The sequence below is a fragment of the Streptomyces sp. NPDC091279 genome (genome assembly GCF_044757465.1).
Taxonomy (GTDB): Bacteria; Actinomycetota; Actinomycetes; order Streptomycetales; family Streptomycetaceae; genus Streptomyces.
In genome coordinates, this window is sequence record NZ_JBIVVA010000013.1 from 97,557 (window position 1) to 118,873 (window position 21,317).

At 70.7% G+C, this 21,317-nt stretch carries 20 protein-coding genes and 4 tRNA genes; 11 read left to right on the forward strand and 13 right to left on the reverse strand.

The genetic code is table 11. From position 1 onward, the window contains the following. Nucleotides 1-521: 521 nt before the first annotated feature. Entirely contained in the window at nucleotides 522-761 is a 240-nt protein-coding gene (locus ACIQOU_RS29925) for a hypothetical protein (protein ID WP_401541516.1), read from the reverse strand. Nucleotides 762-885: 124 nt separating this feature from the next. Between ACIQOU_RS29925 and ACIQOU_RS29930 the strand changes: the two genes are divergently transcribed. Next, nucleotides 886-2,376: a N,N-dimethylformamidase beta subunit family domain-containing protein gene (locus tag ACIQOU_RS29930; protein WP_401541519.1), complete on the forward strand. Its 1,491-nt coding sequence runs from the start codon at nucleotides 886-888 to the stop codon at nucleotides 2,374-2,376. A 139-nt stretch (nucleotides 2,377-2,515) separates the two neighbouring features. After that, entirely contained in the window at nucleotides 2,516-3,415 is a 900-nt protein-coding gene (locus ACIQOU_RS29935; RefSeq protein ID WP_401541522.1) for a phosphoribosylaminoimidazolesuccinocarboxamide synthase, read from the forward strand. Nucleotides 3,416-3,638: 223 nt separating this feature from the next. Here the strand turns inward: ACIQOU_RS29935 and ACIQOU_RS29940 are convergent. From ACIQOU_RS29940 to ACIQOU_RS29975, 8 genes are all read right to left on the reverse strand, one after another. Continuing rightward, a tRNA-Gly gene (locus ACIQOU_RS29940) sits at nucleotides 3,639-3,714 on the reverse strand. Between the two features lie 23 nt (nucleotides 3,715-3,737). Then, nucleotides 3,738-4,346 (reverse strand): response regulator, encoded by a 609-nt coding sequence (locus tag ACIQOU_RS29945; RefSeq protein WP_401541524.1) that lies wholly within the window; start codon nucleotides 4,344-4,346, stop codon nucleotides 3,738-3,740. A 55-nt stretch (nucleotides 4,347-4,401) separates the two neighbouring features. Further along, nucleotides 4,402-5,691, reverse strand: coding sequence for a sensor histidine kinase (locus tag ACIQOU_RS29950; protein WP_401541527.1), 1,290 nt, complete (start codon nucleotides 5,689-5,691; stop codon nucleotides 4,402-4,404). Nucleotides 5,692-5,724: 33 nt separating this feature from the next. Beyond that, entirely contained in the window at nucleotides 5,725-6,528 is an 804-nt protein-coding gene (locus tag ACIQOU_RS29955) for an ABC transporter permease (protein WP_401541530.1), read from the reverse strand. Beyond that, entirely contained in the window at nucleotides 6,525-7,463 is a 939-nt protein-coding gene (locus ACIQOU_RS29960) for an ABC transporter ATP-binding protein (protein WP_401541533.1), read from the reverse strand. The genes ACIQOU_RS29955 and ACIQOU_RS29960 overlap by 4 nt, the downstream gene beginning before the upstream one ends. 159 nt (nucleotides 7,464-7,622) lie before the next feature. Next, nucleotides 7,623-7,695: transfer RNA gene (locus ACIQOU_RS29965), tRNA-Gly, on the reverse strand. Nucleotides 7,696-7,776: 81 nt separating this feature from the next. Next, nucleotides 7,777-7,848: transfer RNA gene (locus ACIQOU_RS29970), tRNA-Gly, on the reverse strand. A 136-nt stretch (nucleotides 7,849-7,984) separates the two neighbouring features. Further along, on the reverse strand, nucleotides 7,985-8,302 hold the full coding sequence (locus tag ACIQOU_RS29975; RefSeq protein ID WP_401541535.1) for an Lsr2 family protein: 318 nt from the start codon (nucleotides 8,300-8,302) through the stop codon (nucleotides 7,985-7,987). 278 nt (nucleotides 8,303-8,580) lie between these two features. Between ACIQOU_RS29975 and purS the strand changes: the two genes are divergently transcribed. The 7 genes from purS to purM all read left to right on the forward strand — a co-directional run bounded on the left by purS (nucleotide 8,581) and on the right by purM (nucleotide 16,280). Then, nucleotides 8,581-8,853, forward strand: coding sequence for a phosphoribosylformylglycinamidine synthase subunit PurS (gene purS / locus ACIQOU_RS29980; RefSeq protein ID WP_067056252.1), 273 nt, complete (start codon nucleotides 8,581-8,583; stop codon nucleotides 8,851-8,853). Next, nucleotides 8,850-9,554, forward strand: a complete 705-nt coding sequence (gene purQ / locus ACIQOU_RS29985; protein WP_401541538.1) for a phosphoribosylformylglycinamidine synthase subunit PurQ — start codon at nucleotides 8,850-8,852, stop codon at nucleotides 9,552-9,554. The genes purS and purQ overlap by 4 nt, the downstream gene beginning before the upstream one ends. Further along, a complete protein-coding gene (gene purL, locus ACIQOU_RS29990; protein ID WP_401541540.1) occupies nucleotides 9,551-11,809 on the forward strand; it encodes a phosphoribosylformylglycinamidine synthase subunit PurL in 2,259 nt (752 codons plus the stop codon). The genes purQ and purL overlap by 4 nt, the downstream gene beginning before the upstream one ends. A 122-nt stretch (nucleotides 11,810-11,931) precedes the next feature. Beyond that, a complete protein-coding gene (locus tag ACIQOU_RS29995) occupies nucleotides 11,932-12,729 on the forward strand; it encodes a sterol carrier family protein (RefSeq protein ID WP_401541543.1) in 798 nt (265 codons plus the stop codon). 47 nt (nucleotides 12,730-12,776) lie between these two features. Beyond that, nucleotides 12,777-13,574 carry an META domain-containing protein gene (locus tag ACIQOU_RS30000; protein WP_401541546.1) on the forward strand — a complete coding sequence of 266 codons (798 nt, stop codon included), beginning with the start codon at nucleotides 12,777-12,779 and terminating at the stop codon, nucleotides 13,572-13,574. Nucleotides 13,575-13,627: 53 nt separating this feature from the next. After that, nucleotides 13,628-15,154, forward strand: coding sequence for an amidophosphoribosyltransferase (purF, locus tag ACIQOU_RS30005; RefSeq protein ID WP_401541549.1), 1,527 nt, complete (start codon nucleotides 13,628-13,630; stop codon nucleotides 15,152-15,154). Between the two features lie 34 nt (nucleotides 15,155-15,188). After that, the gene (gene purM / locus ACIQOU_RS30010; protein WP_401541551.1) at nucleotides 15,189-16,280 is read left to right on the forward strand and encodes a phosphoribosylformylglycinamidine cyclo-ligase; all 1,092 of its coding nucleotides are present in this window, start codon (nucleotides 15,189-15,191) and stop codon (nucleotides 16,278-16,280) included. Nucleotides 16,281-16,377: 97 nt separating this feature from the next. Here the strand turns inward: purM and ACIQOU_RS30015 are convergent, their stop codons facing one another. After that, complete coding sequence (locus ACIQOU_RS30015) at nucleotides 16,378-16,635, reverse strand: DUF3073 domain-containing protein (RefSeq protein WP_401541554.1); 258 nt, start codon at nucleotides 16,633-16,635, stop codon at nucleotides 16,378-16,380. A gap of 284 nt (nucleotides 16,636-16,919) precedes the next feature. Further along, a complete protein-coding gene (locus tag ACIQOU_RS30020; RefSeq protein WP_401541556.1) occupies nucleotides 16,920-18,017 on the reverse strand; it encodes a Leu/Phe/Val dehydrogenase in 1,098 nt (365 codons plus the stop codon). A 220-nt stretch (nucleotides 18,018-18,237) separates the two neighbouring features. Here ACIQOU_RS30020 and ACIQOU_RS30025 point away from each other — a divergent pair, with 220 nt between their 5' ends. Beyond that, the gene (locus ACIQOU_RS30025) at nucleotides 18,238-19,101 is read left to right on the forward strand and encodes a hypothetical protein (protein WP_401541558.1); all 864 of its coding nucleotides are present in this window, start codon (nucleotides 18,238-18,240) and stop codon (nucleotides 19,099-19,101) included. 541 nt (nucleotides 19,102-19,642) lie between these two features. Continuing rightward, nucleotides 19,643-19,849, forward strand: a complete 207-nt coding sequence (gene bldC, locus ACIQOU_RS30030) for a developmental transcriptional regulator BldC (RefSeq protein ID WP_003949541.1) — start codon at nucleotides 19,643-19,645, stop codon at nucleotides 19,847-19,849. A gap of 551 nt (nucleotides 19,850-20,400) precedes the next feature. Here bldC and ACIQOU_RS30035 read toward each other — a convergent pair. Continuing rightward, complete coding sequence (locus tag ACIQOU_RS30035; protein WP_401541561.1) at nucleotides 20,401-20,607, reverse strand: DUF6274 family protein; 207 nt, start codon at nucleotides 20,605-20,607, stop codon at nucleotides 20,401-20,403. 599 nt (nucleotides 20,608-21,206) lie between these two features. After that, a tRNA-Asp gene (locus tag ACIQOU_RS30040) sits at nucleotides 21,207-21,281 on the reverse strand. Between the last annotated feature and the right edge of the window lie 36 nt (nucleotides 21,282-21,317).

A 21,317-nucleotide genomic window follows, 5' to 3' on the forward strand; every position in this document is an offset into this window, starting at 1 on the left:
CTCAGCGTCGTTGAGGACGGCGACCCGGCGCCACAGGCCCAGCTGACCGCGTCCGGCGCCCGTCGGGCTGGCCCACCCGGTTCCACCGCCGCTACTCCCGATCGACCGCGTCACCCCAGGCCGAGCCGACCGCATCCACCCCCACCCAGCGAAGCCGCCCTCCCCGCCTCTCCCCGAGAAGCCGTCCTCCCCGCCTCCCCCGAGAAGCCGCCCCCCACCCGGACAACCCAGCACACCCCACCCCATCCCCTCCCCGCATCCGGAATATGACCTTCCACTTTCATTGAATTAGCAACGACCCGTGACCATCCGCGTGCGTTATGTGATGTGCTGGGATCGACCGCGGCACATGCCACCCGCACGGGGCGTACGCACCGGGCCAACGCGCTGCGCCGGCGCACCACTTCGGCGTACTCGGCAGGACACCGCGGACACCACACAACACGCAGCACACGCCACGCATGGCACACCACGCAGCACACAACGGGGGCATGAGGGAGGGGAGCCACCATGTCGTCAGATCACTCACCCGAGAACCCGCCCGAGCACGCGTCGGCGTACTCGCCTGAGCAGTTGTCCGAGCGGCCACCCGGACAGTCACCGGAGCGCCACCCCGAGCAGCCACCGCCACCGGCGCCGTCCCAGCCACCGGCGTTCTCGCAGCCATCGTCACCGGAGCTGTCCCAGCCCCAGGCACCTTCGCAGCCGTCGTCCCCGGCACCCTCGCAGCCGTCCCCGCCACCGGCACCCTCGCAGTCCACGGCACCTTCGCAGCCCCCGGCGTCCTCGCAGCCATCGTCACCGTCACCCACCCCTGCCCCCGCACCCGCCCCCGCACCCGCCCCCGCACCCACCCCCACCCCCTCGGCCCTGCTGGACCCCGCTGTGCTGCCGGCGCTCGGGGAGTCCATTCATCGGTGGGAGTCCGGGGCGCTGGCGCATGCTGTTGATGATCCGTTCGGGCAGGGGCCCGTGCCCTGGTTGCGGGGGAGCGAGACGTACTTCGACGACACCGGGCATGTCGTGCCCTGGTACGTCGACCCCGACGCGCGGCCGCCGGGGCCGACCGGGCGCCCGGTGCGTATCCCCGGGCCCCGGGCCGCGGACGACGTCGGCCGGCAGATCAAGGGGTTCATCTCCACCAGCGTGATCACCCCGGGCGAGGCCGTCGACTTCCATGTCACGGTGGACCCGCCGCAGGAGTTCGCCGTCGACATCTACCGCATCGGCCACTACGGCGGCGACGGCGCCGCGAAGATCACCACCAGCCCCCGCCTCTCCGGCATCGTCCAGCCCCCGCCGCTCGCCGCCGACCGCACCGTCTCCTGTCACCACTGGTGGCTGTCCTGGCGGTTACAGATCCCGTCGTACTGGAACGTCGGCGCCTACGTCGCCGTCCTCACCACCGCCGACGGGTACCGGTCCCACATCCCGTTCACGGTCCGCGACAACAACCCCGCCGACCTGCTGCTCCTCATGCCCGACGTGACCTGGCAGGCCTACAACCTCTACCCGGAGGACGGCCGCACCGGCGCCAGCCTCTACCACGCCTGGGACGAACGGGGCCGCCTCCTCGGCGAGTCCGACGCCGCCACCACCGTCTCCTTCGACCGCCCGTACGCCGGTGCGGGCCTGCCCCTGCACGTCGGCCACGCCTACGACTTCATCCGCTGGGCCGAGCGTTACGGCTACGACCTCGCCTACGCCGACGCCCGCGACCTGCACGCCGGTCACGTCGACCCCACCCGGTACCGGGGCCTGGTCTTCCCCGGCCACGACGAGTACTGGTCGGCCACCATGCGCCGCACCGCCGAGCAGGCCCGCGACCACGGCACGTCCCTCGTCTTCCTCTCCGCCAACACCCTCTACTGGCAAGTGGAGTTGGGGCCCTCCCCGTCCGGCACCCCGGACCGGCTGCTGACCTGCCGCAAGCGCAAGGGCCCCGGCAGGTCCGTGCTGTGGCGGGAGGTCGACCGGCCCGAGCAGCAGCTCATGGGCATCCAGTACGCGGGCCGCGTCCCCCAGCCCAGCCCGCTGATCGTCCGCAACGCCGACCACTGGCTGTGGGAGGCGACCGGCGCACACGAGGGCGACGCCCTCCCCGGCCTCGTCGCCGGCGAGGCCGACCGGTACTTCCCGCGCACCGCGCTCCCCGAGCACGAGGAGCGCATCCTGCTCGCGCACTCCCCGTACAACGACATCGCGGGCGTCCGCCGCCACCAGGAGACGTCCCTGTACCGGGCCCCGTCCGGCGCCCTCGTCTTCGCGTCCGGCACCTTCGCCTGGTCCCCGGCCCTGGACCGCCCGGGCCATGTCGACGCCCGCGTCCAGCGCGCCACCGCCAACCTCCTGGACCGCATCTGCAAACGCGACTGAAGCCGAGGACGGCCCCCCGGGGCACCCGGCCCCGCCCACCCGGGACACCCGCCCGGCCCCCTCCCGGCACCCCCTGCCGCCGCCGATCCCCCGCATACGGGAGAATCGAGCGAGTTGGACAAAACCATGGAGGTCAACGGTGTCCGGATTCGTCGAAAAGCCCGAGCCGCTCCAGGTTCCGGGCCTGGTGCATCTGCACACCGGCAAGGTGCGCGAGCTGTACCGCAACGAGGCCGGTGACCTCGTCATGGTCGCCAGCGACCGGCTGTCGGCCTACGACTGGGTGCTGCCCACCGAGATCCCCGACAAGGGCCGCGTCCTGACGCGCCTGTCGCTGTGGTGGTTCGACCAGTTCGCCGACCTCGTCCCGAACCACGTGCTGAGCACCGACCTGCCGCCCGGCGCCCCCGCCGACTGGGCGGGCCGCACCCTGATCTGCCGTTCCCTGCGCATGGTTCCGGTCGAGTGCGTGGCCCGCGGCTACCTCACCGGCTCCGGCCTGCTGGAGTACAACGACTCCCGCACGGTCTGCGGCCTCGCCCTCCCCGAGGGCCTGGTCGACGGCTCCGAGCTGCCCGCCCCGATCTTCACCCCGGCCACCAAGGCCGCCGTCGGCGAGCACGACGAGAACGTGTCCTACGAGGAGGTCGCCCGCCAGGTCGGCGCCGACACCGCCGCCGAGCTGCGCCAGGCGACCCTGGCCGTCTACGCGCGCGCCCGTGACATCGCCCGGGAGCGCGGGATCATCCTCGCGGACACCAAGTTCGAGTTCGGGTACGACGGTGAGACGCTCGTCGTCGCCGACGAGGTGCTCACCCCGGACTCGTCGCGTTTCTGGCCGGCGGCGCAGTGGGAGCCGGGGCGGGCGCAGCCGTCGTACGACAAGCAGTTCGTGCGGGACTGGCTGACCTCGCCGGCCTCCGGCTGGGACCGCAGGAGCGAGCAGCCGCCGCCCGCGCTGCCCCAGGACGTCGTCGACGCGACCCGCACCAAGTACATCGAGGCCTACGAACTCCTGACCGGCCTCAGCTGGGAGTAAGCGGGAGCCGGACGGAACGGGGAGAACGGGAGACCGGACCCGGGCGGGCGACCTCTCTCCCCCCGGGCCCGGCGCCACCAACTCCCTTTCGCGGCAAGGCCCGTCACGAAACCCGCCACCCGCTCGCCCCCCCGGCCCCCACCCGCACCCCGGACACGAGAAAGGCCCCCGGTCTCCCGGGGGCCTTCCCATCACGCACTCCGTGAAGCTCACTCGCTTCATCTGGAGCGGACGACCAGGTTCGAACTGGCGACCTCAACCTTGGCAAGGTTGCGCTCTACCAACTGAGCTACGTCCGCGTTGCGCCGTGGCGCGAGAGCAACTATACCCAACCTCGCTCGCGTGCGAGACGCACCGCCGTATGACGGTTCTCGGCACCGAGTTTGGAGGCGGCCGAGGAGAGGTAGTTCCGCACGGTCCCCTGGGACAGCGCGGCCCGCTCGGCGATCTCCGCGACGGGCGCTCCGTCGGCGGCCAGTTCCAGCACCTCCGCCTCCCGCGCGGTCAGCGGGGAGTCCCCGGCGGCGATCGCGTCGGCGGCCAACTCCGGGTCCACATAACGGTTCCCGGCATGCACCGTGCGGATCAGCTCGGCCAGCCGCTGGGCGCTCACCGTCTTCGGCACGAACCCGCGCACCCCGGCCGCGAGCGCCCGTTTGAGGTGCCCGGGGCGGCCGTGACTGGTGACGATCAGGACCCGGCATCCGGGGAGTTCGGCCCGCAGGGATGTGGCGACCTTCACACCGTCCGCGCCGGGCATCTGGAGATCGAGAACGGCGACGTCGGGTTCGTGGGCCAACGCCATGGCCAGCGCCTCCGGCCCGGACGCCGCCTCGGCGACGACGACGAGGTCGTCCTCCAGCGCGAGCAACGCGGCCAGCGCCCCCCGGATCAGATGCTCATCGTCAGCAAGCAGAACCCGCACCCTCACACCCCAACTCCTCGCACCACAACCGCCCCCCACCCCGCCCCTGCCCGTTGCCCGCTCATGCTCTCTCCCCCTGCACCGGCAGCCGCCCCGGTACCGGAACCGGTACCTCTGCCGCCACGCGGAACAGGTCGGGGGCGGCTGGGGCGGCGGTCAGGGTGCCGCCTACCTCGGCGAGGCGTTCGCGTAGGCCGGCGAGGCCCGAGCCCGCCTGGGCGCGGACGTCGCCGGGACCGTCGTTCCGGACGCCGGTGCTGTCGTTGCCGTTGTCCGCGCCGTCGTTCTCCACGGTCAGGAGCACCCGGCCCGAGGTGGTGGTGAGCCGGACGCGGCAGCGGGTGGCGTTGCCGTGGCGGAGGACGTTCGTGGTGGTCTCGCGGACCACCCAGCCGAGGGCCGACTGCACCTCGGCGGGCAGTCCGGCGGCCTCGCCGCGTATCTCGCAGTCGATGCCGGCCGCCGCCAACACCCCGCGCGCACCGGCGAGTTCGACGCCGAGGTCGGCCTCGCGGTAGCCGCGGACGACGTCCCGCACCTCCCGTTGGGTCTCCCGCGCGATGCGCTGCACCTCGATCATCTGGTCCACGGCCTCGGGGCGCCCGCGCCGGGCGAGCTGGACGGCGAGTTCGCTCTTGAGGGCGACGACGGCGAGGTTGCGGCCCATCACGTCGTGCAGGTCGCGCCCGAACCGCAACCGTTCCTCGGCGACGGCGAGCCGCGTCCGGGTCTCGCGGGCCTCGTCGAGCGCGTAGACGGCGTCGAGCAGCCAGACCGAGAAGACGGAGACGAAGGCGACGAACCCGGCGGAGCACAGCACCACGCCCGTGGAGATCAGCGTGGACAGCAGGGGCATCCCGATGAGCAGCGAGCCGATGCCGGTCGCGACGGCGAGCCCCGCGGCCATGGCGCTCACCCGGCGCCCCCCGCGCATGCCGAGCGCGACGACTCCGGTCCCGACGACCAGCACGATCCCGAAGACCGCCCCGGTCAGACCGGTGAGGTCGGCGCCCGGCGCGAGGCGGGGGACGAGGAGCGCGCCGAGCGCGATCGCGCCGGTCACGACCGCCTGCGTCCACAGCAGCCGCACCGGCTGCGGACGCGCGCCCCGGGTCCAGTCCAGCGCCCGCGACACCGTCACCATGGACAGCGCCGCGTGGGCCGTCGTCAGGGCCAACAGCAGCCATCCGAGGGCGGGTCGGGAGGAAACGGCGGTGGCCGCGCCGATCGCCGGGACCTCGCCGATCACCATCAGGTGGAACGACCATCGCGTGTACGTCTCGACCTTCGCCGGCGTGCTCTTGCCCCGCCACCAGCCGCCCGCCCGGACCATCTCACTCCCTCGCGGCACCCGTCATCACCGTCCGCACGTCACCGGGGTACCTCAGCGCCGGGGCTCCCAGCGGAACCACCGCTGTACAGCAAACACGGCCACCACGATCCAGGCCAGCGCCAGCCCGAGCGTGCCCACCGCCTCCGGCCCGGCCAGCCGTCCGCTCCAGCCGCCCTGCACCAGCCGCACGGCGGGGGAGAACGGCAGGAACCGGCAGACGTCCGCGACCCGGTCGGGCAACGTCTGCAACGGGACCGCCATCCCGGAGCCGAGCATGGAAACGAACAGCAGCGGCAACGCCGTGACCTGCGCACTCTCCACGGTCCTGGTGACCGTGGCGGTGACGGCGGCCAGCGCCGCGCTCAGCACCAGGCCGAGCAGGACGCCCAGCGCGGCGAGCGCCGGGCTCTTCGGCGCCCCGGTGTCGAGGAGCACCCCGCAGCCGACGGCGAGGATCACACACTGGGCGAGTCCGACGCACAGGGACGGCAGGGCGGTGCCGAGCAGGATCTCGGTGTCGCCGAGTTCGCCGGTACGCAGCCGTTTGAGGACGAGTTCCTCGCGGCGGGCGACATAGGCGCTGACCAGCGAGGTGTAGACGGCGAAGAGGAACGCGAAGCCGATCGCGGCGGTCAGCAGCACGGTGCCGATGGTCAGGCCCTGGCTTGTGAGGTCGAGGTCCGCCATCGCCGGTCGCGCGGTGAACGGCAGCGCCAGCGGAATCAGCAGCGCGGTGAAGACGGCGGTGCGGTTGCGGGTGAGCAGGGTCAGTTCGGCGCGGGCCAGCGCGCGCAGCCGACGTCCGCCGGTGACGGGTGCGGCGGTCTTCGCCGGGGCGTGCAGAACGTCGCTCACGCGGCCACCTCCGAGGTGCGGGCGATCCCGAGGAACGCCTCCTCCAGCGACGCCGAGCGCACATCGAGCCCGTGCAGCTCGACCCGGGCCCCCTCGGCCCACCGCAGCAGCCCGGTGGCCGCCCGCTGCAACTCCCTGGTGCGCAGCCTGACGACCCGGCCCTCGACGTCGTGGTCGGTGACCCCGAGCGGGCCGAGCGGCGGCAGGTCGCCGAGGTGGAAGCCGTCGGGCAGCCGGAAGGAGATACGGGCCGGCTGGGAGGCGGTCACCTCGGCCGGCGTCCCGGTGAGCGCGATCCGTCCCTCACGCATGATGGCGAGGTGGTCGGCGAGGTTCTCGGCCTCCTCCAGGTAGTGCGTGGTCAGCAGCACCGTGGTGCCGTTGTCCCGCAGCGCCCGCACCAACTCCCAGGTGGCCCGGCGCCCTTCGGCGTCGAGTCCGGTCGTCGGCTCGTCGAGGAAGAGCACCTCGGGGTCGCCGAGCAGGGCGAGCGCGAGGTCGAGCCGGCGCCGTTCGCCGCCGGAGAGCTGCTTGACGCGGACGTCGCCCCGGCCGCCGAGCCCGACCCGGGCCAGCACCTCCGCCTCGGGCCGCGCCCCGCTCACGCACCCCGCCCACATGCGGGCGGTCTCGGTGACGGTCAGCTCGGACGGGAAGCCGCCCTCCTGGAGCATGACGCCGGTGCGGGGGCGGACGGCGGCGCGCTCGGTGTACGGGTCGTGCCCGAGGACGCGGACCCGGCCCGCACTGGTCGGCGCGAGCCCTTCGAGCACCTCGACGGTGGACGTCTTGCCCGCCCCGTTGGTGCCGAGCAGCGCGAAGACCTCCCCGCGCCGCACCCGGAAGTCGATTCCGCGTACGGCCTCGAACCCGCCCCCGTAGACGCGGCGGAGGCCGGTGACCTCAATCACGTGTTCGTGTTCGTGGATGTTCATGTCTTCAGCGTTCCGCCACCGGAAGCCGTCCGGCAGTGCGCGGTGTCATCACCCGGCATGACAAATGTCAGAACCCCGGGCTTTCCCCGGCACTCGGGCACAACAAGGAAGGCGAACAACGCGAAGACCCCGGTCCAATGGACCGGGGTCTTCGTCAAGAGCGGACGACCAGGTTCGAACTGGCGACCTCAACCTTGGCAAGGTTGCGCTCTACCAACTGAGCTACGTCCGCATTGCCTCCGACCGGCTCCCACCGATCGGCGCGAGCACCAGCCTACCCGACCGAGAAGACTGGTCAGGACCGGCGGTGCAGAGCGGGTGACAGGAATTGCACACTGCGCCTTCCCCCTGGAAGGGGGATGTTCTACTACTGAACTACACCCGCGTGTACTCCTCGGTTCGGGCCTTTCGGCCTTGCCCCTCGGCGTGCTCCAGACTCTAGCCGACCCTGTGGGGTGCAACGCAAGTCGGTTCCTCCGAGGGGCCGGTGACCGGTTGTCGTACGCGGCTGCCGGGCGCGCTCACTGGGCCGCGCTGAACGCCTCGTACACCTTCTTCGGGATACGGCCCCGGGCGGGAACGTCCATTTTGTTGGCCTGCGCCCAGGCGCGGACGGCGGCGGGGTCGGGGGCGACCTCCGTCTGCCGGTAGGCCTTGCCGGAGCGCGACCGCTTGCGGCCGGCCTCCACGTAGGGCGCCAGGGCCTTACGCAGTTTCTTGGCATTGGTTTGATTCAGGTCGATCTCGTACGACTTGCCGTCGAGTCCGAAGGCGATCGTTTCCGCCGCTTCAGATCCGTCGATGTCGTCAGAGAGCGTGACCACGACCTTCTGCGCCACGAATATCGGTCCCTCCGTACGGCACGTTGCCAATTCATTTGTACAGTGCCTTATTGCATTGCGAAGCTCGACTAAATCCTCCCGCGTGTCCCCAGCGCAATAGGTACCGGGTGTCGATCTCGGATCTTTCCCGGAACTTTTCGACCACGGACACACGGCCCACCACTGGTGACGGCCCTCTCGTAGGTTCCTCCAACGCTACCCGCGTAGAAATTTTGTACGGGTAGTCTGAACCCACCTGTAGGAACCAGCTCAGCCCCACAACACCGGGAGTGCCAGTGGCACGCGTCGTAGTCGACGTCATGCTCAAGCCGGAGATCCTCGACCCCCAGGGCCAGGCGGTGCAGCGCGCACTGCCGCGGCTGGGTTTCGAAGGCATCTCCGATGTACGTCAGGGAAAGCGATTCGAACTGGAAGTTGACGGGCCGGTCGACGAGGCCGCGCTCGCCCGCATCCATGATCTTGCGGAATCCTTCCTCGCCAACACCGTGATCGAGGACTTCACGGTCAAGGTGGAAGAGGCGGCGGAAGTCGCGGAGGCCGCGAAGTGACCGCTCGTATTGGCGTCGTCACTTTCCCCGGAAGTCTCGACGACCGGGACACCCAGCGCGCGATCCGGCTGGCCGGCGCCGAACCCGTCGCCCTCTGGCACAAGGACAAGAGCCTCCACCAGGTCGACGCCGTGGTCCTGCCCGGCGGTTTCTCCTACGGCGACTATCTGCGCGCCGGTGCCATCTCGCGTTTCTCGCCGGTGATGGAGACCGTCATCGCCGAGGCGAAGGCCGGACTCCCGGTGCTCGGTATCTGCAACGGCTTCCAGATCCTCACCGAGGCCCATCTGCTGCCCGGCGCGATGCTCGGCAACAACCACCTGCACTTCATCTGCCGTGACCAGAAGCTGCGGGTGGAGAACGCGGACACCGCCTGGACCGCCGACTACACGGCGGGCCAGGAGATCCACATCCCGCTGAAGAACATGGACGGCCGCTACGTCGCCGACGAGCACACGCTCGACGAGCTGGAGGCGGAGGGCCGCGTCGTCTTCCGCTACCTGGCCCGCGGCGGAGCCGCTGGTGAGCTCGGAAACCCGAACGGCTCGCTCCGCGACATCGCGGGCATCACGAACGCCGCCGGAAACGTCGTAGGCCTCATGCCGCACCCGGAGCACGCGGTCGAGCCGCTCGTCGGGTCCGGCCGCACCGACGGCCTCCCCTTCTTCACGTCGATCCTCAAGAAGCTGGTCAACGCATGAGCCGGACGCCTCTGGACACGGTCGAGCACGCCGCGAAGACCCCCGACGTCGAGCTGCCCTGGGCCGAACTCGGCCTGAAGAAGGACGAGTACGAGCGCGTCGTCGAGATCCTCGGCCGCCGCCCGACCGGCGCCGAGCTGGCCATGTACTCCGTCATGTGGTCCGAGCACTGCTCCTACAAGTCGTCGAAGGTGCACCTGCGCCAGTTCGGCGAGAAGGCGCCCCAGTCGGACGCCCTGCTCGTCGGCATCGGTGAGAACGCGGGCGTCGTCGACGTCGGCCAGGGCTACGCGGTCACCTTCAAGGTCGAGTCGCACAACCACCCCTCCTACGTGGAGCCCTACCAGGGCGCGGCCACCGGAGTCGGCGGCATCGTGCGCGACATCATCGCGATGGGCGCCCGCCCGGTCGCCGTCGTGGACCCCCTGCGCTTCGGCGCCGCCGACCACCCCGACACCCGGCGCGTGCTGCCCGGCGTCGTCGCGGGCATCGGCGGCTACGGCAACTGCCTGGGCCTGCCCAACATCGGCGGCGAGGTCGTCTTCGACGCCTGCTACCAGGGCAACCCGCTGGTCAACGCCGGTGCCATCGGCGTCATGCGGCACGAGGACATCCACCTCGCGAAGGCGTCAGGCGCCGGCAACAAGGTCATCCTCTACGGGGCCCGCACCGGCGGCGACGGCATCGGCGGCGCGTCGATCCTCGCCTCGGAGACCTTCGACGACGCCAAGCCGTCGAAGCGCCCGGCCGTGCAGGTCGGCGACCCCTTCCAGGAGAAGCTCCTCATCGAATGCACCCTGGAGGCCTTCGCCGAGAAGCTGGTCGTCGGCATCCAGGACCTCGGCGCGGCCGGACTCTCCTGCGCCACCAGCGAGTTGGCGTCCAACGGCTCCGGCGGCATGACCGTCACCCTGGACGACGTCCCGCTGCGCGACTCCACGCTCTCGCCCGAGGAGATCCTCATGAGCGAGTCGCAGGAGCGCATGTGCGCGGTCGTCGAGCCGTCGAAGGTCGACCGGTTCCTGGAGATCTGCGACAAGTGGGACGTCATCGCCACCGTCATCGGTGAGGTCACCGACGGCGACCGCCTGGAGATCTTCTGGCACGGCGGCAAGATCGTCGACGTCGACCCGCGCACGGTCGCCCACGACGGCCCCGTCTACGAGCGCCCCTACGCCCGCCCCGACTGGCAGGACACCCTCCAGGCCGACAGCGCCGCGAAGCTCGCCCGCCCGGCGAACGCGGACGAACTCCGGGCCCAGGTAGTGCAGTTGGTGTCCTCCCCGAACCAGGCGTCGAAGTCCTGGATCACCTCCCAGTACGACCACTTCGTGCAGGGCAACACGGTTCTCGCCCAGCCCGAGGACTCCGGGATGATCCGGATCGACGAGGAGAGCGGCCTCGGCGTCGCCATCGCCACCGACGGCAACGGCCGCTTCGCCAAGCTGGACCCGTACACGGGCGCCCAGTTGGCGCTGGCGGAGGCCTACCGCAACGTCGCGACGACCGGTGCGAAGCCCCTCGCCGTCTCCGACTGCCTGAACTTCGGCTCGCCCGAGGACCCGGCGGTGATGTGGCAGTTCGCGGAGGCGGTGCGCGGACTGGCCGACGGCTGCCTCCAGTTGGGCACCCCGGTCACCGGCGGCAACGTCTCCCTCTACAACCAGACCGGCGAGGCGGCCATCCACCCGACCCCGGTGGTCGCGGTCCTCGGCGTCATCGACGACGTGGCCCGGCGCACCCCGGTCGCCTTCCAGGAGGACGGCCAGCTGCTGTACCTCCTCGGCGACACCCGCGAGGAGTTCGACGGCTCGGCCTGGTCCCAGGTCGTCCACGACCACCTCGGCGGCCTGCCCCCCAAGGTCGACCTGGAGCGCGAACGCCTGCTGGCCGAGATCCTGATCTCCGCCTCCCGCGACGGCATGATCGACTCGGCGCACGACCTGTCCGACGGCGGTCTGATCCAGGCGGTCGTGGAGTCGGCGCTGCTCGGCGGCAAGGGCGCCCGCCTGATCGTCCCGGACGGGCTCGACGCGTTCACCCTCCTCTTCTCCGAGTCGGCGGGCCGCGCGCTCGTCGCCGTCCCGCGCTCCGAAGAGGTCCGCTTCAACGACATGTGCGGCGCCCGGGGTCTGCCGGTCACCCGCATCGGTGTCGTCGACGGCGAAACGGTGGAACTCCAGGGCGAGTTCACCCTCCCCCTGGCCGAACTCCGCGAGGCGCACGAGGCCACCATCCCGGCCCTCCTCGCCTGACCCACCCCAGCCGGACCCCGAAGGCCCCGACCGCCACCTACTGGCGGCCGGGGCCTTCACCTTTCCGGTGCCGCCGGGCCGCAGGGCCGCCGCCCCAGCCCCCTTCCGCATAAGCTCCCCCCATGCCCCCGGCCAGAAAACGCCCCCGCGTCTACGACCCAGCCAAGACCCGTGCCGCCGTTCTCGCCCAGTTCGGGCAGGTACGGGAGGCCGTACGCACGCTCACCGAGGCGCAGTTGGCCGGGGAGACGCGGCTCGGGGCGTGGAACGTGCGGGAGTTGGCCGCGCATCTGACGATGGCCGTGGACACCGTCGCCCGGAATCTCGCGCGGCCCGAGCCGCCGAAGGCCGAACTGGCGCTGCTGGACTGGCCGTTCGCCACCGCAGGGCGGGCCGGTGACATCGCCGACGCCACCCGGCGGCTGGCCGCCGACCACCCCGACCTCGACGCCCTCTACGCCGCCGCCGGGCAGCGGCTGACGGACGCGCTCGCCGCCGCCCCCGACACCCGGCTCCTCGACACCCGCACCGGCGCCATGTCCCTCGGCGACTATCTGGTCACCCGGACCGTCGAACTCGTCGTCCACACCGACGACCTGAACGCCGCCGTGCCCGGCCTCGACGTGCCGCTGGACCGGCAGGCGCTGGCCGCCTGCACCCGGCTGCTCGCCGACGCCCTCGCCGCGAAGGCGCCCGGCGGCTCGACCGAGGTGCGCGTCCCGCCGTTCGCCGTCGTCCAATGTGTCGCGGGCCCCCGGCACACCCGAGGCACCCCGCCCAACGTCGTCGAGACCGACCCGCTGACCTGGCTGCGGCTCGCCACCGGCCGGCTCGGCTGGCGGGACGCGCTCGCGAACGCAAAGGTCAGCGCGAGCGGTGAGCGGGCCGACCTCGACGCGCTGCTGCCGCTGATGGGCTGAACCGGCGCTCGGCGGAACCCGTTCACCGGTGTCTCCGTCCCATCCCCATGGACAAGCAACGACTGACCCTGACCGTGCTCAGCGTGCTCCCCCTGCTCGTGTCGTGCGGCAGCGAGCGGGCGAACAGTTCCGCGGCCGCGGCCGGACCGGCGGTGAAGGGCGTCCACTGGAGCGTCGACAGCGTCACCGCCGACGGCCGCACCAGCGAGGCCCCCGGCGGCGCCTGGCTGCGCATCGACGACAACGGCGAGACCAGCGGCGCCCTCGGCTGCAACGACTTCGGCGCCACCGCCTCCGTCACCGGCGACCAGGTCTCCTTCGGACGCCTGGAGTCGACCGCCCTGGCCTGCGACAACGCCCCGCAGGACGTCGAGAAGCGGCTCGCCGGGACGCTCGGCGCAGGGCCCCTCACCGCCCGCGTCGACGGCGACCGCCTCACCCTCACCACCGAGAACGGCGACCACGTCCGCCTCACCGAGGAACCCGACGCCCCCTTCTACGGCACCGAGTGGACGATCACCGCGCTGCGCCACGACGGCGTCACCACCGACCTGCCGAAGAAGACCGCCGCCCACCTGACCTTCGACAAGAAGTCCGGGAACGTCACCGGAAGCCTCGGCTGCAACCACCTGCGCGCGAAAGCCACAGTCCGCGACGGACATATCACCCTGGGCAGCCCGCTCGTCACCAAAATGATGTGCGACACCTCACTCATGAACACCGAGAAAGCCCTGCTGAGCCTCTTCGACGGGCCGGTCGGCTACAAACTCGATCACCGCAACCTCGCGCTGACCAGCAAGAACGGGGAAAGCGCGGACGCCGTCGCGAAATCGGTGATCGATTAAGCGCGGGTGTCCCCAATTCGGACCAGTGGTCGATCTCGCCTACACTCGGTGCCGTGCCACGTGGTGACGGTCGACTCAGTCATGATCTGCTCCCCGGCGAGAAAGGACCCCAGGACGCGTGTGGCGTCTTCGGGGTCTGGGCTCCCGGTGAAGAGGTCGCCAAGCTCACTTACTTCGGGCTCTACGCCCTCCAGCATCGAGGCCAGGAATCCGCGGGAATCGCGGTCAGCAACGGCTCCCAGATCCTCGTCTTCAAGGACATGGGCCTGGTCTCCCAGGTCTTCGACGAGACCTCTCTCGGTTCGCTCCAGGGTCATATCGCGGTCGGACACGCCCGCTACTCGACCACCGGCGCCTCCGTCTGGGAGAACGCCCAGCCGACGTTCCGCGCCACCGCGCACGGTTCCATCGCGCTCGGCCACAACGGCAACCTCGTCAACACGGCGCAGCTCGCCGAGATGGTCGCCGACCTGCCCAAGCAGGAGGGCCGCACCCCGCGCGTCGCGGCGACCAACGACACCGACCTGCTGACGGCGCTGCTCGCCGCGCAGGCCGACGACGAGGGCACCCCCCTGACCATCGAGGAGGCCGCCCACCGGGTGCTTCCCCAGGTCCAGGGCGCCTTCAGCCTCGTCTTCATGGACGAGACCACCCTCTACGCCGCCCGCGACCCGCAGGGCATCCGCCCGCTGGTCCTGGGCCGGCTGGAGCGCGGCTGGGTCGTCGCCTCGGAGTCCGCCGCCCTCGACATCTGTGGCGCCGCCTACGTCCGCGAGATCGAGCCCGGCGAGTTCATCGCCATCGACGAGAACGGCCTGCGCACCTCGCGATTCGCGGACGCGAAGCCCAAGGGCTGTGTCTTCGAGTACGTGTACCTGGCCCGCCCCGACACCGACATCGCCGGCCGCAACGTCTATCTGTCCCGCGTCGAGATGGGCCGCCGCCTCGCCAAGGAGGCCCCGGTCGAGGCCGACCTGGTGATAGCGACGCCGGAGTCCGGGACCCCGGCCGCCGTCGGCTACGCGGAGGCCTCCGGCATCCCGTTCGGCAACGGCCTCGTGAAGAACGCCTACGTCGGCCGGACCTTCATCCAGCCCTCGCAGACCATCCGACAGCTGGGCATCCGCCTGAAGCTGAACCCGCTCAAGGAAGTCATCAAGGGCAAGCGCCTGGTCGTCGTCGACGACTCGATCGTGCGCGGCAACACCCAGCGCGCCCTGGTCCGGATGCTCCGTGAGGCGGGCGCCGCCGAGGTCCACATCCGGATCTCCTCGCCGCCGGTCAAGTGGCCCTGCTTCTTCGGCATCGACTTCGCGACCCGCGCCGAACTGATCGCCAACGGCATGACGATCGAGGAGATCGGCACCTCGCTCGGCGCCGACTCGCTGTCCTACATCTCCATCGACGGCATGATCGAGGCGACCACGATCGCCAAGCCGAACCTCTGCCGCGCCTGCTTCGACGGCGAGTACCCGATGGACCTCCCGGACCCCGAGCTGCTCGGCAAGCAGCTCCTGGAGACCGAGTTGGCGGCCGGACCGGCCGGCACGGCAGCGGCCGACGCGATCCGTCGCCCGTAAGCCCCGTAGTCCGAAACGAAAGTTCTTGAACCCCATGTCTGCTGAGTTTGATCAGCGCGCTCCGCTTCCGGGCGCCGGTGCCAGCTACGCGAGCGCGGGCGTCGACATCGAGGCGGGCGACCGCGCCGTCGAGCTGATGAAGGAGTGGGTGAAGAAGACGCAGCGCCCCGAGTCCCTCGGCGGCCTCGGCGGCTTCGCCGGTCTCTTCGACGCCTCCGCGCTCAAGCGCTACGAGCGCCCCCTGCTGGCCTCCGCCACGGACGGCGTCGGCACCAAGGTCGACATCGCCCGCCGCCTCGGCGTGTACGACACCATCGGCCACGACCTGGTCGCCATGGTCATCGACGACATCGTGGTGTGCGGCGCCGAGCCGCTCTTCATGACCGACTACATCTGCGTCGGCAAGGTCCACCCCGAGCGGGTCGCCGCCATCGTCAAGGGCATCGCCGAGGGCTGTGTGCTGGCCGGCTGCGCCCTGGTCGGCGGCGAGACCGCCGAACACCCCGGTCTGCTGGGCCCCGACGACTTCGACGTCGCCGGCGCCGGTACGGGCGTCGTGGAGGCCGACCGGCTGCTCGGCTCCGAGCGCATCCGCGAGGGTGACGCGGTGATCGCGATGGCCGCGTCCGGGCTTCACTCGAACGGGTACTCGCTGGTCCGGCACGTCCTGCTGGAGCGGGCCGGACTCGCGCTGGACGCGCGGATCGAGGAGTTCGGCCGCACCCTCGGCGAGGAGCTGCTCGAACCCACCAAGATCTACTCGCTGGACTGCCTGGCCCTCACCCGCACCACCGATGTGCACGCCTTCTCGCACATCACCGGCGGCGGCCTCGCCGCCAACCTCGCCCGGGTCGTCCCCGACGACCTGCACGCCGTCGTGGACCGCGCCACCTGGACCCCGGCCCCCGTCTTCGACCTCGTCGGCCGCACCGGCCAGGTCGAACGCCTGGAGCTGGAGAAGACCCTGAACATGGGCGTCGGCATGATGGCGATCGTCCCCGCGGACTCGGTGGACGTGGCCCTCGCGACCCTCGCCGACCGGGACGTCGACGCCTGGGTCGCCGGTGAGATCACCGCGCGTGGCGAGAAGTCGACCGGCGCGGAGCTGGTCGGGGACTACGCCTGACAGACAGCACGAAACCCGGTCCGGCGCGAACGCCCCGGACCGGGTGAGGTGCAGTCGTCAAAAGCTGTGTCGCCGACCGACTGCGAAGATCGGGGCGTCAAGCACCGCGACGATGTTGCGACGCGGGACCCGACTGATCGTCGTCGTCCTCATCGTCGTCGTTGTACAGATTCGCGTACTCGGCGTACGGATCGTCTTCGTCTTCGTCGTCCTCGAACGGCTCGCCGTTCGGCGGTTGGCTTGAAGTCGAAGCGCCCAGCTCGTTGGCCAGACGCGACAGGTCAGTCCCGCCGCTGTTGTACTTCAGCTGGCGGGCGACCTTCGTCTGCTTGGCCTTGGCCCGGCCGCGCCCCATGGCTCGACCCCCTCGGTGACGGGGCTCGACGGCCCCAGAGTCTTGACACGCGTTCATGATCTGGAACGGGCTCTGGGAAGAGACCGGTCCGTAGGGCATCCACGGTACCTGAGCCCACGCCCATACGGTACGTCGCCCGCACCCCGGGCCGTCGTCCAGGACCCGCGGGGCGCGCCGTCCCCGCTGGTCAACCGCGATTTTAACCACTTATCGGCGGGCGACCCGCCGACGAACGTGAGAGTTCTCTCGAACTGTCCGCCCGCGGGTACCGCCCCGCACCCCGTTCAGCGCGCCGCGCGGGCCTCGGCCATCCGCTGTTCGGCGATCCGGTCGGCCGCCGCGGCCGGCGGGATTCCGTCGCCCTTCGCACGTGCGAAGATGCCGAGCGTGGTGTCGAAGATCCTCGCCGCCTTCTCCTGGCACCGGCCGAAATCGAACCCGTGCAGTTCGTCCGCGACCTGGATGACCCCGCCCGCGTTCACCACGTAGTCCGGCGCGTAGAGGATGCCCCGGTCGGCGAGGTCCTTCTCGACGCCGGGGTGGGCGAGCTGGTTGTTGGCGGCGCCGCACACCACCCGCGCGGTCAGCACCGGCACGGAGGCGTCGTCGAGCGCCCCGCCCAGCGCGCACGGCGCGTACACGTCCAGTCCGTCGACGCGGATCAGCGCCTCGGTGTCCGCGACCGCCCGCACGCCCACCGGATGCCGCCGCAGCAGGCGTTCGACGGCGTCCTCGCGCACGTCGGTGACGACGACCTCGGCGCCCTCCGCCACCAGGTGCGCGACGAGGTGGTGGCCGACCTTGCCGACACCGGCGATCCCGACCCGGCGGCCGCGCAACGAGGGGTCGCCCCAGAGGTGCTGGGCGCTGGCCCGCATGCCCTGGTAGACGCCGAACGCGGTGAGCACGGAGGAGTCACCGGCGCCGCCGTTCTCCGGCGACCGCCCGGTCGTCCAGCGGCAGGTGCGGGCGACGACGTCCATGTCCGCGACGTAGGTGCCGACGTCGCACGCGGTCACGTAGCGGCCGCCCAGCGAGGCCACGAACCGGCCGTAGGCGAGCAGCAGTTCCTCGGTCTTGATCTGGTCCGGGTCCCCGATGATGACGGCCTTGCCGCCACCGTGGTCGAGACCGGCCAGGGCGTTCTTGTAGGACATCCCGCGCGCGAGGTTCAGCGCGTCGGCGACGGCGTCCGCCTCGCTCGGATAGGGGTAGAAACGCGTACCGCCGAGCGCGGGGCCCAGGGCGGTGGAGTGGAGGGCGATCACGGCCTTCAGGCCGGTGGCGCGGTCCTGGCAGAGCACGACCTGCTCGTGGCCGCCCTGCTCCGAGTGGAACAGGGTGTGCAGTACGTCAGCAGGTGCGCCGATTACGTCGGTCACGGTAGTGACTCCTGGTAAGTCGCGGCGGGTGGAACTGGTCCCCGTACAGGTGGCGGGGGCTCCGAGGCCGAGATTAGAGCCTCGCGGGCCGCGCCACCTGGCAGTGCCCAGGATCACCCTCCACCGGAGTACGGGCGTGCGACGATTTGCCTAGTTTTCCCGCGCGTTCGTCGGCGGGTCCGGCCGTTTTCCCCGGTGCTGGGCGGGGGAGGGAGCAGGCGTGCCCAAGGTGTCCTCGGTGATCGTCCCGTACGCGACCTATCTGCGGGTGTACGAGCCGCTGGCGGCCTTCCCCGAGCCGGAGCGCGGCCACTGGGCGCGCTACGCCCGCCGCCCCGACCGCCCCTCCTACCAGGACGAACTGCGCCGTTCGCTGGCCGACCTGCTGCCCACCCCGCCGGTCCCGGTGCCGGTGCACGAGAGCCCCGACGCCTTTGTCCTGGAGGCCGACGGCGTGGTCTGCGTCTGCCCGTGGCGGACCCGGCTGCGCGGCTGGCAGGCGCTCGCGGAGCTGCCAGGCGAACTGGCGCCGCCGCTCCTGGACGCGGCCCTGCCACCGGTCGTCCGGGAGCAGGCCGCCAAGGACTACGACCGCTGGCTCACCCGCAACCCCGACGCCCGCCCCTGGATTCGGACAGCGACCTGGCAGGTGCCGTTGCACTGGTTCGTCCTGGTCGCCGACCGGGAACGCCGCTACGACGAGGGCGGGAACGGCGGTGCGGGCGCCGCCGGCGGAATTCCGCCGATGTTGCGCTACCGCACGCCGATGGTGGAGGCCCGGCGCCGGGTGGCTCGCGCCCTGCGCACGCTCAAGGAGACCCTCGACGAGGGACCGATGATCGACGGGCTGATGGACGTCGGGCGCTGGCTGGAGGAATTCCATCCGCGTTCGCTGGTGGAACTGGACTACGGCGGCCTGGTGCACATCCTGTCGGCGGGCGAGCTGGAGGATGATCATTCGGCGGCCGATGTGGCGGTCGGCATCGAGGCGCTGCGACAGGGCGACGGGGCGGCGGCGGGGGTGGCGTACGCCCGGCTCGTGGAGCGCTGGCGGGCCGTGCGGGACCGGCGGTCGGCGAACTGACGTTTGACGGGGCGCCCGTTTTGGGGTTTCGTCCTGCCATCAAGTTTTTCCGGAACTTTCTGAGTTCTTGACCATCTTGACGTGATGGGGCCTAGGTCCTGTTCTGGGCTTTTGTGTCAAGCGTGACGGACCGCACGTACGCGGCCCTTGCGCCGCTTGCCCCTCCTCATGCCAAAATAGGACAAGGAGTCCGGGGAGTACTCCGTTCGTCCCGGTGTGCATCGCCGTGGGCGAATTCTTCAGCATTGCTTGCTTTGGGGGGTCTCGTGACTCCTGATCGTCATGTGACTGATCGTCACAGAGGCGTGACTGTCCGCTATGGCGTGGTCCATCAGCTTCCGCGGCTGATGACTACCTGGGAGGGCAATTCCATCGGTTTGGCCGACGCGGCTGGACGGATGGTGTAGTTGTAGTGCCGAGGACAAGCCGTTCGTCCTATAACCGACTCGACCCCCGTCCGCCATTTCGGGCAACGTGGGTCAAGGTGCAGAATTTAGAGGAAAGAACCGAGATGGATTCGGTTCTCCCGAGGAGGCCGCTCATGACCGCTCGCACCCCTGATGCCGAGCCGCTGCTGACCCCGGCTGAGGTCGCCACCATGTTCCGTGTCGACCCCAAGACGGTCACGCGGTGGGCGAAGGCCGGCAAGCTCACGTCCATCCGCACGCTCGGCGGACACCGCCGTTACCGCGAGGCCGAAGTCCGCGCACTGCTCGCGGGCATTCCGCAGCAGCGCAGCGAGGCCTGACACCCCCTATCCGGGTAGTGCGACACGTCCCCCAACGTGTCGAATCACCCGAAATCTAGCTCCACTCGACGCGGGGTCTGCCCCAACAGACTCCACGCCCGGGCTCCTTGAAGCCCACCCAAGATCGTCACATGGGCGCGTCGTCATCGCGCTGGACTCCGCCGGGTCCAGCGCGATTTTTTTGTGCCCGGGGCACTTTGTGCGCCCCGGCGCGCGCGGCCAAGGCGCTGTGCGCGGCCTGGCCGGACTCTGGGGAGGCTCGTCGGATCTCCTGTGGGCGACCTGTCCGGACGCCTTCCGGGGGCCTGTGCGGCTCTTTCTGAGGGGTCGTGGCAGCGGCCCGACAGCGCCTCGTCAGGTGGCCCACAGGGTGGTGCAATTGCACATATTAAATTGACTAGTTGTAGGGGGTCGGTAAGAACCTGCCCATCACGCTTTTATGCGGTGACACCCGTCACATGTCGGAATCCTTGCCGGTCCGGCGGCGGTGCGCTAAAGAAGCCCTGTTCGCCAGCGACCGTGCACAGCAAGGGAGTTGGGGCCGACGGAGGTCATGAACCGACGGGAGTCGCGTCCTCGCCGGCCTCGTCGGCGCCGTTGAAGATCTCCTCGTCGGCGTTCGAGGGTCCGGAGGCCATCGCCATCCGCAGGAGGTGGTGGCAGACCGGGCAGTGCCGGGTCCGATGCCGGTAGGGGGAAGCGGCCGACAGATGGGCGCGGAGCAGTGCCCGCGTCTCATGCCTCACCACAGGGGTCACACGCCACCTCCAGCACCCGCACGCACGACGGGCCTTGACATGTGGTTACCGGCACGAGGGGGCACCGTCAAGAGATCGGCGCACTGGAGGGGGTGGTGGGCAGAAAAGGTGCCGGTGTTCATGGAGGGGCACGCCTCTCGGCCACTCGCCGGGCCCGTCCGCCGAGTTGGCGGAGGGCGACGGATGTGAAGAAGACTTGCGCGTGTGAAGAGAGGGCGGGTGCGAAGGGGGCTGCTTCTTCGGGGTGGCGGTGGGTGCGAGAAGGCCCGCGTCTCCGGAGCGGAGGCGGGTACGAAGAGGGCCCGCGTCTCCGGAGAGGGCGGGCCTTGATCAAGTGTGGCGGTCCTGACGGGATTTGCTGTGCTCGATTGCGGCTCCGCCGCGGGCGCGGCCTCCACGGCGACGGCTGTGGTGGCGGGTACGAAGAGGGCCCGCGTCTCCGGGGAGAGGCGGGCCTCGTTCATCTGCTGCGGTCCTGACGGGATTTGCTGTGCTCGATTGCGGCTCCGCCGCGGGCGCGGCCTCCGCGTGGCGGCCGTGGAGGTGGGTACGAAGAAGGCCCGTCTCTCCGGGGAGAAGCGGGCCCTCTTCATCTGCTGCGGTCCTGACGGGATTTGAACCCGCGGCCTCCACCTTGACAGGGTGGCGAGCACTCCAAGCTGCTCCACAGGACCTTGATTCGCAGTGCGATTCGTGCGTTGCGCTGCGAG

Excerpts from the sequence above, each read along its gene's own strand:
- ACIQOU_RS29960 (WP_401541533.1), bottom strand. The coding sequence starts at position 7,463 with ATGAACATCCACGAACACGAACACGTGATTGAGGTCACCGGCCTCCGC.
- purL (WP_401541540.1), top strand. The coding sequence starts at position 9,551 with ATGAGCCGGACGCCTCTGGACACGGTCGAGCACGCCGCGAAGACCCCC.
- ACIQOU_RS29995 (WP_401541543.1), top strand. The coding sequence starts at position 11,932 with ATGCCCCCGGCCAGAAAACGCCCCCGCGTCTACGACCCAGCCAAGACC.
- ACIQOU_RS30000 (WP_401541546.1), top strand. The coding sequence starts at position 12,777 with ATGGACAAGCAACGACTGACCCTGACCGTGCTCAGCGTGCTCCCCCTG.
- purM (WP_401541551.1), top strand. The coding sequence starts at position 15,189 with ATGTCTGCTGAGTTTGATCAGCGCGCTCCGCTTCCGGGCGCCGGTGCC.
- ACIQOU_RS30015 (WP_401541554.1), bottom strand. The coding sequence starts at position 16,635 with ATGGGGCGCGGCCGGGCCAAGGCCAAGCAGACGAAGGTCGCCCGCCAG.
- bldC (WP_003949541.1), top strand. The coding sequence starts at position 19,643 with ATGACCGCTCGCACCCCTGATGCCGAGCCGCTGCTGACCCCGGCTGAG.